We start from the raw sequence: 14,441 nt of genomic DNA on the forward strand, positions 1-14,441 counted from the left end.
GGGTATGGCGCAAATTACGTGCCAAAGCGAGGGAAGTCATCTGGGAAATGCGGGAATAAATATCGGCTATTTCAGGATATGCACACGATTCAGTCAGATGAGATCTCACAATTTTTAGCGAGAAAAAGCAAAAACTTAATTTTGCCAACTTTCGAAATCGACGTGGACATCACCACTTACAATCATTAATGCCCTTGTAACCCGCACTACCGTACATTGTATAAATATGATGTGAGGACGTCGTTCAAGGCTTTTCGTTGTAATTTAATCGCAGGCAGTTGAGTCATATCAAGGGAGTCTCAACGATTTTCTTAAAATCAGCTAACTCCTCTGCAGTGACGGAAACATCGTTGGGCTGAAGCCATCTGATGGCTCCAATGACTTCAGCAAGGATCAAATCCGGTTGAGTACGACCAAGTTGATCATGCGTAGAACGTGCATTAAACCGTTCTACGGCAGCTGCCAGTGAATTGGTATTTGGTGTCGTATCGGCTTGTTTTCCATGCTTTAGTTTTTAAACCTCTGGTTTGAGCAGCTTGAACCGTGTTCTCAATTCCTGAAGTTCATCATTCGCGATAGATGACTCTTCTGCAGAAAGACGAAATACAAAACAGGTAAAAATTAAAGTCATGAATGAAGTGATAAGAGGTTTCATATTAGGAATTCCTTTTAAGAATGAAGAATAGAGCGACCCTTTGATTGGGATCTGATTGAACCTAGAGCTGGCGCGCATAGATTGCCCCTGATTACTTTATGGAAGAAGACGTTACTCGAACCAGAGAAGTGCCCGGATTTCTAAATCTCTTTGAGGAAATCGAAATCAGCAAAGACTTACAGCAGTTGTCTTGCTTTAATCTCCAGGTAGCGACTGACAAGATTGACGGAGAGGTTTTCCGGGAGAGTATCGAGTACCAGGAGGCCAGATTTTTGCAGGGCCGCTATTTGAGTCGTCTGTGTGGAAACAATATCGACGGCGGCAGCAATTTGGAATGCTTCGCGGTCGGTTTCCGGGATCGCATTCATACGATTCTGTAACGGGACATTTCTCAGGAAAGCCGACAAAACCAGATGAGGCCAACGCATGCGCTGCAGGGCGTCGCCCAGGTGACTTAGATGCACTTCATCAAGTGCATGTGTCAGCACCACAACCAGCGAACGTTTTCGATAACGTAGTTGGAGTTGTTCTGACATCATTTGATAATCGAAGGCTTCATAAATGGGTTCCAGGTCATAGACCTGTCTGATCAGTTTCTGAATCGAACCGGCGCCTCGGATGGGTGGTACCCAGCGTTCGACTTTATTGGAACAAGCCATCAGCGAAATCGTGTCTCCCTGTCTAAGAGCCACATAGCTTAATAAAATCGCGGCGTTTAAGGCACGATCAAAGTGAGTCACTCCCCCCTCTTCGTTGCACATGGATCGCCCGCAGTCGATCAGAAAAATGATGTTCTGATTCTTTTCGATGACATATTCTCGACTGATTAATTCCTGATGGCGCGAGGTCGCTTTCCAGTCAATACTGCGAAATTCATCACCCCTACGGTATTCTCGCAGGCGGTCGAATTCTGTGCCTCTGCCTCTTAATCGGGAAAGTTTGATTCCTGTTTCCGCCAATCGATTTCTACGTGCCAATAGCTCCACACCACGCACCGCTTTGATATCCGGGTAGATGCGGACTTCCTGATGAATGTCTTTCTCGTCATAAACCGTCCAGAGTTTGAGTTTGCTTTTCATCTGCAGAAAGACGCGTCGAAACCGGTTTTTCCCCCGATGATGTGGTTCTACATGATAAATACTGTATTGATGCTTGTTCGGAAAGAGTTCGATATCAAAGGGCAGATTAGAATAATGACAGGGTAGTGGCGGCTCATCATGTACATGAATCGATAACGGAACCGTTCCACGATTGATAAACGAGAGTTTTACACTGTTGGGTGTACCTACACTGAGAACTTCATTGACATCCCTGTGAACTTCCACCGCTAACAGGGAAGGTGTTACCGCCAGATCAACCAGGGATAACAGGAAGACTCCTAGACAGATTAAAACTCCTACTTGAGTCGCTTCCTGCCAGACAGTTCCCAAAGCAAAAGGAATCATGGCCATTGCGAACAAGAATATTAACGGCAGGCGAGGCATCATTGGCGAGGTGCCTCGACACTTTCCAGGATTTCCCGAATGACATCATCGACATTCATACCTTCGATTTCCGCCTCGGGATGCAGTCGAATACGATGGCGTAGAACTGGTAATGCGAGTTCTTTGACATCATCGGGTACGACGAAATCCCGTCCCTGGCAGGCAGCCATCACGCGCGAGCCGATCAGTAGATTCACACTGGCGCGAGGACTTGCGCCGACTTCGATGGTGTGCCAACTGCGCGTACGAGAAACAATGGATGTGATGTACTGAATGATTGAAGGTTCTATAATAATTTCTGTCGCACGTTTCTGAATGGCAAGAACTGTTTCGGTATTGAGAATGGCCGCCATGCCAAAATTACTTAGATCACGGTTATCTTTACCAGCCGCGTACAAATTGAGAATCGCATTTTCCTGATCTTGTGTCGGATAGTCCACGATGAGTTTAAACATGAACCTGTCTAATTGCGCTTCCGGCAGCGGGTAGGTTCCTTCCTGCTCCAATGGATTCTGAGTGGCGATCGTCATGAAAGGACGATCCAGTGGATAGGTTTTGCCATCTACAGAAACCTGTCGTTCCTGCATCGCTTCCAGAAGCGCGGACTGGGTTTTGGCAGGAGCGCGATTGACTTCATCAGCTAGTAACAGATTTGTAAATAATGGCCCTTGATTAAATGTGAACGATTTCTCGTGCATGTCGTATACAGAGTGTCCTGTGATATCGGAAGGCATCAAATCGGGCGTGAACTGAATCCGTCGGAACTGGCTCGATAACACATGGCTGAGTGCATTGACCAGGAGCGTCTTTCCCAGCCCGGGTACACCCTCAATTAACACATTTCCTTCACAGAATAGCGCAACCAAAACTCCTTCTACTAGATCTTCCTGACCCATGAGGACTTTCCCTACTTCGGTCAAGGAGCGTTGGTAGTAATCTTCGATTTGAGAAACATCCATGAATGAACCGTAACCCTGACTGTCTATCTGGAGTAAGTAAATCAAAAACGATTTAAAATCGCCTGTTCGGAACTGTTGCTCCCTGAATCGTTTATTCTAAATCCAACCCGGTTCCAATTTCGAGTATCTGAGTCAAGAACTGCAAGGTTTTTCCAAATTGTATGAATCTGGATTCGTCTTTGGCATAAAAAAAGGCCTCCATAAAAATGGAGGCCTTTTGTGTTTGATGATAATGACTGTTTTTTAAGCAAATTCAGGGCGTCGTCGACCCAATTGTTCTTTGAGTCGGTTCACAATGCTGGAATGCATCTGGCTGACACGAGATTCTGATAAGCCTAAAGTGCTTCCAATCTCCTTCATTGTCAGTTCTTCGTAATAATAAAGAATGATAATCAAACGCTCGTTGCGGTTGAGACCTTTGGTAACCAGACGCATCAGATCCCGTTTTTGTATGCTTTTAGTGGGATCTTCCCCTTTAGCATCTTCGAGAATATCGACTTCGCGGACATCTTTGTAGCTGTCGGTTTCATACCATTTCTTATTTAAGCTTACTAGCCCGACGGCATTGGCTTCATTTTTGAGCTTATCAAACTCTTTGCGCGACAATTGCATTTTACGTGCAATTTCTTCGTCGGCAGGGGGGCGACCGTGATCTGCTTCGACGGATTTTCTGGCTGCTTCCAACTTACTGGCTTTGCTCCGAACCAAGCGAGGCACCCAATCCATTGTACGCAGTTCGTCAAGCATTGCACCACGAATACGGGGAACACAATAAGTTTCGAACTTGACTCCGCGTTCCAGATCAAATGCATTGATTGCATCCATTAATCCAAAGACACCAGCCGAGATCAAATCATTTAAATCCACACCTTCAGGTAATTTGGCCCATACTCTTTCAGCATTATATCGAACCAGGGGAACATATTGTTCGATCAATCTGTTGCGCAACGCCTGATCAGATTGGTCCTGCTTGAAAACCTTCCAGACTTCTGCGATTTCTTCACTGGCTTTGATGGCCATTTATTCCTCCGTGATCAATATACGAGCATTTCAACTGGCTAAAATTGAAACGACTGACTGCTAAACTATTTATATTTAGTCGAGATTATTTTTCCATTTTTCAAATATCGCCCGTTCTGATTCTTCAACCAGACGAGTCGCTATTTCTCCTAGCACAAGGCCGAGACCAAAAAATATGACCGCAGCTAAAAGTGCAGATTGAGTCGCACCGATGAAATCAGAATGAGAGAGAATCCCTCTGACTGATTCAGTCGCAAAAGCGATTAGCGATAAACGAAATGCATAATGCAGGGCCACAGAATATTCCCGGATCGAGATTGAAAAACTTTCAAAATGAAATCCACTTCAGTTTGAAGAGACCTTCACGTCTCTATCTGTTTATATCGGCGTCCTGCTCCAGAATATTTAACCTTTCTCCTACAATTTAATTAACCGTTAAAATCTAACATTTTAATATTTCCTGTTTGCGTAAGGCGAACCTGATGGAACAGTCTTAAATACAGCATTTCCAAAGGTTAAATTACGTCACGACAGACCAGTGTCTGCGTGCCAGTTTAAAATTAATTGTTAAGGGATGATAAAGTGACGTGATTCAGGCGTGGGAAAGAACAGAAAACGAGAGAGAGAGATGAGAGAGAGAGAGAGAGAGAGTTTTCTGTGATTTCTAACCTTTACCTTTATTTTACGCGGCTTCGCCGAGCAATCGCTTCCAAAGCCGCGGAAAGTAAGACTCTTGTTTGTTTTTCAGTTCTTTTGATTGTTTTAAATCAATCAGATGTTGGGCCAATTCAAAGATGGCTTCTGCTGCAGGTGATCCCGGGTGACTTAAAATAACGGGGTCCCGATCATAAATGGATTGCACAACATTGATATCATGAGGAATCTGCCCGGCTTGAATTAAACCGGTATGTAAAAATAATTCTGTGGTTTTCTTAAGTTGTTGAAATACATTTTCACCCTGAGCCTTTGAGGTACATTGATTGACCAGGGTCTGTATTTCCAGTGATTGGATCGTCGACAAAGATTTGATCGTGGCATATGCGTCTGCAATTGCCGTTGGTTCCGGTGTGGTGACAATCAGGACTTCGTCAGCTGATGTCACAAACTGTCTGATACTTCGATGAATGCCAGTTCCGTTATCGAGAATCAGAAAATCGTGAGTTGCCTCGAGTTCCTGCATTTGGCCGAGCACATCTTTTCGAACGGCTTCCGAACAGTCTGCCAGATCTGTTAAGCCACTGGCCCCCGTTACGACATTGATCCCCAATGGCCCTTGCAGTTGAATTTCTTTCAGAGAACGGGCACCGCTGACAACGTGAGAGAGATTCCAGTAACCATTTAGACGGCACAACAGGTCTATGTTTCCCAGAGCCAGATTCACATCCATCAGACAAACGGATGCTCCCGTCTGCGCTAATGCTAATGCCAGATTCAATGAAATGACCGATTTCCCGACTCCCCCTTTTCCGCTGCAAAATGCAATGGTACGACAGCGAGTTGTTTTGTCTTCCTGGTTGCCATCTGGCTCGAAGATCCCCGGCTGACGTTTTTCCATCATGCCACGTAGAACCTTCGCCTGATCACCCCGCGATGGGAGTGCAACCGACGGATTCTCATTCAAACTGGCTGCGGATTCTGCTTCCGCCTGCTTTGCTAAATTTTCGTTGACAGCTGGAGCCATCTGGCTAACCTTCTCTCTGATATTTATGTCGCTATATTTTTGATTCACTCATAGTCATCTTTTTTAAGATGACAGCGTCTCTACAAACGCTCGATCATTGCAATCGATCTTCTCCCAGAATGAGACGTGACATGCGGGCTGCGTTTGCCGGTTCGATATCATCGGGTACATCCTGACCTGTTGTCAGATAACGAACGGGAAGTTTTACATTCTGGCTTAATGCCAGCAGACTCCCCATCACTGGTGCTTCATCCAGTTTGGTCAGAATCATCGAAGTTGGGTTGGCAACTTGAAATCGTCTGGCAATTGCTTCAAGGCTCTTTGCGCTGGATGTCATGCTCATTACCAGTGAAACTTCATCGATGGGCACTTCGCGGAACAAGCTTTCGAGTTCTTTTATTTTGAGATCATCGCTGGGGCTTCTGCCGGCGGTGTCTACCAGCACCAGGTCGAGCCCGACGAGTTCATCCAGAGCCTGTTGCATCTCTTTGGGATTACTGACGACTTTCATAGGCAGGTCAATGATTTCCGCATAGGTGCGTAACTGTTCGACGGCGGCAATCCGATACGTGTCTACAGTGACCAGTCCCATTTTGATATTGTCGCGTAAGCGAAAATTTGCTGCGAGTTTTGCAATGGTTGTCGTTTTACCGACGCCCGTTGGTCCAACCAACGCCACTATTTTCCGTTGACCTGGAACAGGACTAATGGGGGGGGCACATTGTAATTGCGATTCAATTAACGCTGCCAGTAGCGCCTTACTGGCTGTTGTATCTTTTAATTGTTCGGGTGTGGAATTCGCTTTGAGTTTCGTGATTAACTGATGGGCAACACTTTCATCGACTTCCGCATCAATCAAATCGGTATAGATGTGGAACAACTCTGAAGGAACATCTGTAGATCTCTGAGATCGAGTACGGCGTTCGAGCGATTCTAACATCTCTTGAATGGCGTTGAGTTTTTCCGCGAATTCTTCCGTGGGATCATAGGCTTTCTGTTCCGGTCTTGTCTTCTTCGGCCTTGTCTGTTCTGGCCTTGTCTGTTCCGGTCTGATCTGTCGCGGAACTGTTTCCAGGTCTCGTTGATCAAACCGACGCTGTAATGGCCGCTGATCTGAAGGAGTAGACTGCCTGGGCTGAAATCGAGGTCCTGTCTGCTGTTGAACTGGCGTGGCACTCTGAGTGAATGTATTGGGTGGGGAGGTCGATTCTGCATGACTCTTTGCGGGTTGTAAATTTGAGGCCCGGTGTCGAATTGCGCCCGAGTGTGATTTTTTATTGATCGCTTCGGGAGTCCGTACATTGATGCCAAGCCCGGCAGTAATTTCGAATTCATCTTGCGACTTTGACCAGGGTAACAGGCTTTTACGGCCAGGAATCTGTTTGGTCTGGAGGATAACGGCATCGCTGCCCATCTCCTCTCGAACGAGCGTCAGTGCTTCCTGCATGGATGTGGCTTTAAAAGTGCGAACATCTTCCATGGTTTACGTTTCCTCTAATTAACTATTTCGTATGGCTCGTTTAATTTTTATATTATTCAATTTCTACTTTTTATAGCAGAACTTTGTTTCTCTTCCGGTATCACTCAGGCTGCACCTACAACATTTCCTGCTTGCGTATGATTGACTGAGATTTGTCCTACCGCTTCCACATCTGTGTCGCGAGTAATTTCATTCAAACTTAAAACCACTAGACGCGGCAGCAAGGGAGAAGTAATTTGTTTCAATCCCGCTCTGACTTGCGGATTGCATAAGACGATCGGATGTCCGCCTGATGCAACCAGTGGTTCCATCTGATCGGCAATAGCCTGTGTAATCATTTCTCCGGTCTGAGGGGCCAGCTTGATCACCAGACCATTTTCGTTGTAATCAATGCCTGACATGAGCACATCTTCGAGTTCTGGATCTAAGGTAACGACTCTCAACAGCCGTTTATTGTCACGGTACTGCTGGCAAATCGAACGGGCTAGACCATTGCGGACATACTCGGTCAAGATCATTGGCTCTTTGGTTCGATCTGCATAATCACCTAGAGACTGTAATATCGTTTCCAGATCACGAATCGGTACACGTTCTCGTAACAGATTGGATAGGACATGCTGTACTTGTGAAATTTTTAAGACATCGGGAATCAGCTCTTCGACAACCTTGGGGGAGGTTTCCTTGAGATTTTCAACCAGTGCATGGACCTGCTCTCTGGTTAACAATTCGCTGCTGTGTTCTCGAACGACTTCGGTCAGATGAGTGATCACAACCGCCGATGGTTCAACAACATTGTAGCCCATCAGTTCTGCGCGTTCTTTTTGTCCCAGTTCAATCCATTTTGCTGGTCGACCAAAAGCCGGCTCTACAGTATCGACGCCCGGAATATCTCCGTTGGTGGCACCGGTATCAATGGCCAGCAACCCATCGGGATAGATTGAACCCCAGGCTACCGAAACATCGCGAATTTTGATCTGGTAATCGCGTTGTCCTAGTCGAATGTTATCTCGAATACGCACTTTCGGAAGAATAATTCCTAGTTCCTGTGCTATTTTATGTCTGATGCGGGTCACGCGATCCAATAAATCGCCGCCTGTCGCCGGGTCGGCCATCCGTAATAAACCAACGCCCAATTCTAATTCCAGAGGATCAACAAACAGATGATCTTCGGGCTTGGGTTCGGGTCGGCTTGGAGTCTGTTGTTGTGTTTCTTCTTTTTGTTTTTTCACTGCAGCCACCTGTTGTCCTTTTTTCCGAAGTGTTCCCGTGATGGCACAGCCGGTGGCTAAGGCCAACATCGGACCAGCTGGCAGTCCGGTAAACGCCAGGGCAAACAGAAAGGTCGACGCCAGAAACAAGGCTTCGGGATGACCTGAGAACTGTTGAACAACATCACGGGGCAGATTACTTTCAACGGAAGTACGGGTTACAATCAAACCGGCTGCCAGTGAGATCAAGAATCCCGGAACCTGGGTGACGAGACCATCTCCAATTGTCAGAGTGGTAAAGACGGTTGCGGCTTTAGAAAGTTCCATACCATGATCGACCATCCCTACATACAGACCACCAACAACGTTAATCAGTGTGATGATAATACTGGCGATCGAGTCGCCGCGGACGAACTTACTGGCACCATCCATTGAACCATAGAAATCAGCCTGTTCGGTGACTTCCTTGCGGCGAGATTTGGCTTCATCGGAACTGATCAGACCCGCGTTCAAATCAGCGTCAATCGCCATCTGTTTACCGGGCATACTATCTAATGCAAATCGCGCTGCCACTTCACTGATACGGGTGGCACCTTTGGTGATGACCATGAATTGAATTGTGACCAGAATCACAAAGATAATCAGACCCACCACCAACTGACCGCCGGCCACTAACTGACCAAAGGCCTCAATCACGCCTCCGGCAGCAGCCGTCCCATCGGTAGCACCACGTGTTAAAATTAAACGTGTACTGGCAACGTTGAGCACCAGTCGTGCCAATGTCGTACCCAGCAGAATGGCAGGAAATACGCTAAATTCCAATGGGCGTTTAACGTAAATTGTGGTGAGCAAAATGACCACGGAAACCGTAATATTACATGACAGGAGGAAGTCCATCACGAACGGAGGCAACGGCGCAATGATTACCAGAACTGAACCCATAATGACGAGTGGGAAAATCAGTCCGGTATGGCGCATAATAGATCCGGATAGACCGGTGTTGGACTCCGGTGGCATCCATGCCTCCGTGACATACGGTTAAGGAAATGGGTAGGTTTGACAGAAAAGTAAAGAAGTGAGTGACTTAGAATTGAGATTTGAGATTTGGAGATGTGAGAGAGAGGCGAGTGATAATGAAATCTTCAAATTCTGTCCAGAGGATTTCTGAATAATTCGCTCAAGTTTTTATCAGTTGAAGCCGACGCCTCCCTTTCAGGCCAGCATTTTCGTGACGAGGTGTGCTTCTTCCACACCGGTTAAGCGGAAATCGAGTCCCTGGTAAAAATAGGAAAGTTCGCGGTGATCAATTCCTAAAAGATGGAGTACAGTCGCATGAAAATCGCGGACATGGATTGTATCTTCCACTGTGTAGTATCCTAACTCATCAGTTTCTCCTATTGTGACGCCCGGTTTCGAACCACCGCCTGCGACCCACATTGAGAAAGCATCGATGTGATGATCGCGACCAATCAGATCTCGGGGTTCTCCCTGAGGTGTACGCCCAAATTCGCCTCCCCAGATTACCAGTGTATCATCTAAAAGGCCGCGCTGTTTCAAATCTTTGACGAGTGCTGCACAAGCCTGATCTGTTTCCAGACAGCGCGCATCCAACGCGTCAGCCAAATCGGTTCCTTTATTACCATGATGGTCCCAATCAGTATGGTACAATTGAACAAAGCGTGAACCTTTTTCAATTAACCTACGTGCTAGCAGGCAATTACGGCCAAATGAGGGCTTCGCTGGATCAACGCCGTAGAGATCAAGGGTCTGTTTGGTTTCTCCCGAAAGATCCATCAATTCCGGCGCGCTGGACTGCATGCGGTATGCCATTTCATAAGCGGAGATCCTCGTTGAGATTTCAGGATCTCTCGTTTTCTCCAGTCGAAGGCCATTCAGTTGGTTGACCGTAGTAATAAAATCTGACTGTCTTTTTGAGTCAATGCCTTTGGGGCTCGATAAATTCAAGATCGGATCAGCGCCGTTTAGAAAAGGGACTCCCTGATAGGTGGTTGGTAAAAACCCGCTGCCCCACAAAGGTGCTCCGCCGCGAGGTCCGCGGGGTCCTGACTGCAGGACTACAAAGCCAGGCAAATTTTGTGATTCGCTGCCGATGCCATAAGTAATCCAGGAACCCATACTGGGACGCCCAAACTGCTGCGTGCCTGTATTCATAAACAGCTTGGCTGGTCCATGATTGAATACATCCGTTTTCATACTCTTTAAAATGGTAATGTCATCCACGACGGTTGCCAGGTGCGGTAAGGCATCCGAAATTTGTATGCCCGATTTCCCGTACTTTTTGAATTTCCGACGTGTCCCCAGCAATTTGGCATCTTTTTTCAGAAACGCAAACTGCTTGCCTTTAACATAGGACTCTGGGATGACGTTGCCTTCCAGTTCCTGCAGTTTTGGTTTGAAGTCAAACATCTCCAGTTGACTTGGCCCACCGGCCATGAAGAGATAGATGACGTTTTTTGCTTTGGGAGGATGGTGGGTTTTCCCCAGTGCAGAAGGGCTTGCTTGCGCCTGTTTTTCAGACTGCATCAAAGTCGCAAGTCCAATCGCACCTGCGCCGATGCCACAAGTTTCAAAAAAGTGGCGTCGAGTCTGATCCCGTAACATTAAGTCGTCGAAACTCATCCGATTCTCCCTGGGTGATCAATCGATTATCACCCACATTGAGGAATTTGTTATTCGCGTGTGATAAATTCATCCAGGTTCATTAAAACGCGTGCCACTGCCGTCCAACTGGCGGCTTCGGTAGCTGTGACTTTTTCCGGTAACTGTTGAGAAGCAAACTGTTCGGCTTCCTTTGGTGATTTTTTAAAATGTGCTCTCTGTTGTGCCAGATATCTCGTTAATACATCCAGTTCATGATCGGCGGGGGTTCTGGACAAACAGATTTGAAAAGCGTGCCTCACGCGACCTTCGTCATAATCGGGTCCTTCCTGCAGAATACGTACTGCGAGTCCCTGAATCAATTCGAATAAGGATTGATCATTGGCTAGCGTCAGAGCCTGCAAAGGAGTATTTGAGCGGACGCGACGGGTACAGGTGGTATTGCTGTTGGGCGCATCGAATGTTGGTAACATCGGATAAGGTCTTGAGCGCCAGAAGTAAGTATACATGCCGCGACGGAAACGATTTTCGCCTTGCTCTTCAGGCCAGCTCTTTTTGTTCTGAGTTAAGACATAGATGCCTTCCGGCTGCGGTGGATAGACACTGGGGCCTCCAATTTTCCGTGTTAACAAACCACTACTGGCAAGAAACAGATCTCGAATCGATTCGGCTTCGATCCGATAGCGGTTCTGTCGGGAAAGGAGCAGGTTGCGAGGATCCTGTGCCTGATTTGATGGGTTAAAGTCAGATGACTGACGATAAGCGGCGGATGTCACAATCAGTCGATGCAGTTTTTTTACATCCCAGTTCAGATTCATAAATTCAGCAGCCAGCCAGTCCAGGAGCTCGGGATTAGAAGGTGCTGTTCCCTGCGTTCCAAAATCGTTTTCGGTTTCTACAATGCCTTTACCGAAGAAGCGTTGCCAATATCGATTTACTGTGACGCGCGCCGTCAATGGCTGCTGCTTACTGATAAGCCAGTTTGCAAAGTCCAGGCGTGTGGGTGATTTCACAGTGGAAGGCATCGGTGGTAATATATCGGGAACACCGGGGCTCACTCGTGCGCCGGGTGCCAGAAAATTGCCGCGAAGCAGAATAAAAGTTTCGCGTGGCTTGGGAAGCTCCTTCATGACCATGGTTGTCACGATCTTCTTATTCAATTTGTTGAGTTCTGCGTTATGCTTTGTCAATTGCTGATTTTGATCTGACCATTGCACGTCTGATTTATGAAACGCCAGTTCTACCGTCGTTTTTTGTTTTGCATCCCATTTCTCTTCGGGCTGTTTCAGAATGGCATAAATTGCAGGATCTACATTTAACACACTGGGGTTCACAGTAGTCGCTGACAGGCGAAAACGACCTACATTGTATTTCGAATCGCGTGTCTGCTTGAGTGTGACCCGTAATTTCATAGGTACGGCAGACTTCAATGGCGCTTTTAATTTGATGATGGCACGACGATTGACATTCATTTCCCCTGTCTTCACGTTAATCGCCCAACCGGTTTTGAGGTCACCGTCGACAAGATTACTGGCCGGAAATTTCTGCTGCGAATGATCGGCAGTGGCTTCCGCCAGATTCACCGGTTTGAACTTCGACCAATCCGCTTTTGCCTGCTCTGCTACTTCGACGGTCAGTTCATCCAGTACAAAATTCCCATTGCCGGCCCAACCTGGGCCCATTTTGGGAAGGCTTGCATGGGTGAGCACTTCCAGACGCAGTCCCGTCGTTCCTGAAGGGATATTCGCGGTTTCGACGATGTAGGTATCGTTATTGGGAATCTTGCCTCCCACTAAGAGAGAATGATCTTTCTGAACCGTAATCGTCGCTCCATTGACCGATTTTGCCTGTTGCGTCTGTAGTATCGACCACTGTTTCTCCGATTTTTTCAACCTTTTCTGAATAGTCTCTTTCCACGCTTTGAATTGAGGTTCCAATATTTTTTGGCGTTCTGCCAGTTGTTTCTTCAATTCTGTGAGCTCTTTCTTGAAACCTGTGAGCTTCGTTTCCTGTGAGGTGGTTGGCAGTGACAATGTGGGGGGCGCGCTATTAATATCAGCAGTACTATTGAAGATCGCATAGAGTTGATAGAAGTCCCGCTGCGTTAAGGGATCGTATTTATGTTGATGACATTGCGCACACCCTACAGTCAGACCAAGGAACGCAGCGCCGGTCGTATTGACTCGATCCACGACTGCTTCCACACGGAATTGTTCCGGATTGGTTCCCCCTTCCTGATTGATGAGGGTATTCCGATGAAAGCCTGTGGCAATTAACTGGTCTGTTGTCGGTTTCGGCAGCAAGTCTCCCGCCAGCTGTTCTTTCACAAATTGATCGAAGGGCATGTTTTGATTAATGGCCTGAATTACCCAGTCACGATATTTCCAGATTGAACGTGGACCATCAATGGTAAAGCCATTCGAGTCGGCATACCGGGCGACATCCAGCCAATGTCGCGCCCAGCGTTCTCCATAATGGGGAGAGGCCATGAGTCGATCAACCAACCGCTCATACGCGTCGGGTCGTTTGTCGGCGAGAAATTTTTGAACTTCATCGACAGAGGGAGGCAGACCCGTTAAGTCCAGGCTCAGGCGACGAATCAGAGTGTTGCGATCCGCTTCTGCTGATGGTTTTAATTTCTTCTGTTCCAGATGACTTAAGATAAAGGCATCGACGGGATTACTGATCCATTTTTGTTGTTTTACTTTTGGAAGTTGAGGCTGCCGAATCGGTTGAAATGCCCAGTGGTCTGAAGTTTTCTGAACCACTTTCAATGTTTTTTCTGAATCCGGGATCTTGGCTCCCTGATCGATCCACTGCTGTATGATTGAAATTTCTGTTTTATTCAAGGGAGTCAGCTCATGGGGCATGCGGGGAATTTTACCTTGTCCCGACAGACTCAGAAAGAGAAGACTTTCCGCACTCTTACCGGGAATCACCGCCGGTCCCCGGTCTCCCCCTTTGAGAATATTGGCTCCATGATCGAGGCGCAATCCTGATTCTTCCCCCTCCTGCGAGTGACAGTCATAACAGTGCTGCTTTAACAAAGGGCGAATCTGTTTTTCAAAATCGATGACCGATTTCTTCTCGGCTGCAATCCCAGACTGCACCATCATTAGCATAGTAATGGCGAGGGTTGTGACTCGTCTAAACAAATTCCGCATGGTAAACCTGAATCAAAAGTGAACCGAGTTTGTGAGATCGTCAATCAGTATCGTCTCTCCCGGGATTCGATACTTGCTTATTACGATACTTCAAATCGCAATTACTGGAGAAGCGTGGAAGGCTCTATTTTTTTAAGGTATATTAATTATCAGGTTAACAGCAGCAGAAGC

11 protein-coding genes are annotated in these 14,441 nt (G+C 46.9%); 1 reads left to right on the forward strand and 10 read right to left on the reverse strand.

What is annotated here, in order from left to right; all coding sequences use genetic code 11:
* Window positions 1-189: hypothetical protein (locus Q0668_RS18670; protein WP_298867399.1), on the forward strand; the 189-nt coding region annotated here is incomplete at its 5' end.
* A 325-nt stretch (window positions 190-514) separates the two neighbouring features.
* Here the strand turns inward: Q0668_RS18670 and Q0668_RS18675 are convergent.
* The 10 genes from Q0668_RS18675 to Q0668_RS18720 form a co-directional block, all read right to left on the reverse strand.
* A complete protein-coding gene (locus Q0668_RS18675) occupies window positions 515-655 on the reverse strand; it encodes a hypothetical protein (protein ID WP_298867401.1) in 141 nt (46 codons plus the stop codon).
* Window positions 656-831: 176 nt separating this feature from the next.
* A complete protein-coding gene (locus tag Q0668_RS18680; RefSeq protein WP_298867402.1) occupies window positions 832-2,142 on the reverse strand; it encodes a DUF58 domain-containing protein in 1,311 nt (436 codons plus the stop codon).
* A complete protein-coding gene (locus Q0668_RS18685; RefSeq protein ID WP_298867403.1) occupies window positions 2,139-3,098 on the reverse strand; it encodes a MoxR family ATPase in 960 nt (319 codons plus the stop codon). Before Q0668_RS18685 ends, Q0668_RS18680 begins: the two co-directional genes overlap by 4 nt.
* A 243-nt stretch (window positions 3,099-3,341) precedes the next feature.
* Window positions 3,342-4,118: a FliA/WhiG family RNA polymerase sigma factor gene (locus tag Q0668_RS18690; RefSeq protein WP_298867405.1), complete on the reverse strand. Its 777-nt coding sequence runs from the start codon at window positions 4,116-4,118 to the stop codon at window positions 3,342-3,344.
* A gap of 75 nt (window positions 4,119-4,193) precedes the next feature.
* A complete protein-coding gene (locus Q0668_RS18695; RefSeq protein WP_298867407.1) occupies window positions 4,194-4,415 on the reverse strand; it encodes a hypothetical protein in 222 nt (73 codons plus the stop codon).
* Between the two features lie 385 nt (window positions 4,416-4,800).
* Window positions 4,801-5,799 carry a P-loop NTPase gene (locus Q0668_RS18700; protein WP_298867409.1) on the reverse strand — a complete coding sequence of 333 codons (999 nt, stop codon included), beginning with the start codon at window positions 5,797-5,799 and terminating at the stop codon, window positions 4,801-4,803.
* Between the two features lie 94 nt (window positions 5,800-5,893).
* On the reverse strand, window positions 5,894-7,279 hold the full coding sequence (gene flhF, locus Q0668_RS18705) for a flagellar biosynthesis protein FlhF (RefSeq protein ID WP_298867411.1): 1,386 nt from the start codon (window positions 7,277-7,279) through the stop codon (window positions 5,894-5,896).
* 104 nt (window positions 7,280-7,383) lie between these two features.
* The gene (gene flhA, locus Q0668_RS18710; RefSeq protein WP_298867413.1) at window positions 7,384-9,504 is read right to left on the reverse strand and encodes a flagellar biosynthesis protein FlhA; all 2,121 of its coding nucleotides are present in this window, start codon (window positions 9,502-9,504) and stop codon (window positions 7,384-7,386) included.
* Between the two features lie 195 nt (window positions 9,505-9,699).
* Window positions 9,700-11,127, reverse strand: a complete 1,428-nt coding sequence (locus Q0668_RS18715; RefSeq protein ID WP_298867415.1) for a DUF1501 domain-containing protein — start codon at window positions 11,125-11,127, stop codon at window positions 9,700-9,702.
* Window positions 11,128-11,177: 50 nt separating this feature from the next.
* Window positions 11,178-14,270, reverse strand: a complete 3,093-nt coding sequence (locus Q0668_RS18720; protein ID WP_298867417.1) for a PSD1 and planctomycete cytochrome C domain-containing protein — start codon at window positions 14,268-14,270, stop codon at window positions 11,178-11,180.
* Between the last annotated feature and the right edge of the window lie 171 nt (window positions 14,271-14,441).

The sequence above is a fragment of the uncultured Gimesia sp. genome (genome assembly GCF_937910335.1).
GTDB lineage: Bacteria > Planctomycetota > Planctomycetia > Planctomycetales > Planctomycetaceae > Gimesia.

Bases quoted from the DNA above. Each gene is read 5' to 3' on its own strand.
- Q0668_RS18685 (WP_298867403.1), bottom strand. From the start codon at position 3,098: ATGGATGTTTCTCAAATCGAAGATTACTACCAACGCTCCTTGACCGAA.
- Q0668_RS18715 (WP_298867415.1), bottom strand. From the start codon at position 11,127: ATGAGTTTCGACGACTTAATGTTACGGGATCAGACTCGACGCCACTTT.
- Q0668_RS18675 (WP_298867401.1), bottom strand. From the start codon at position 655: ATGAAACCTCTTATCACTTCATTCATGACTTTAATTTTTACCTGTTTT.
- flhA (WP_298867413.1), bottom strand. From the start codon at position 9,504: ATGCCACCGGAGTCCAACACCGGTCTATCCGGATCTATTATGCGCCAT.
- Q0668_RS18680 (WP_298867402.1), bottom strand. From the start codon at position 2,142: ATGATGCCTCGCCTGCCGTTAATATTCTTGTTCGCAATGGCCATGATT.
- Q0668_RS18720 (WP_298867417.1), bottom strand. From the start codon at position 14,270: ATGCGGAATTTGTTTAGACGAGTCACAACCCTCGCCATTACTATGCTA.
- Q0668_RS18690 (WP_298867405.1), bottom strand. From the start codon at position 4,118: ATGGCCATCAAAGCCAGTGAAGAAATCGCAGAAGTCTGGAAGGTTTTC.
- flhF (WP_298867411.1), bottom strand. From the start codon at position 7,279: ATGGAAGATGTTCGCACTTTTAAAGCCACATCCATGCAGGAAGCACTG.
- Q0668_RS18700 (WP_298867409.1), bottom strand. From the start codon at position 5,799: ATGGCTCCAGCTGTCAACGAAAATTTAGCAAAGCAGGCGGAAGCAGAA.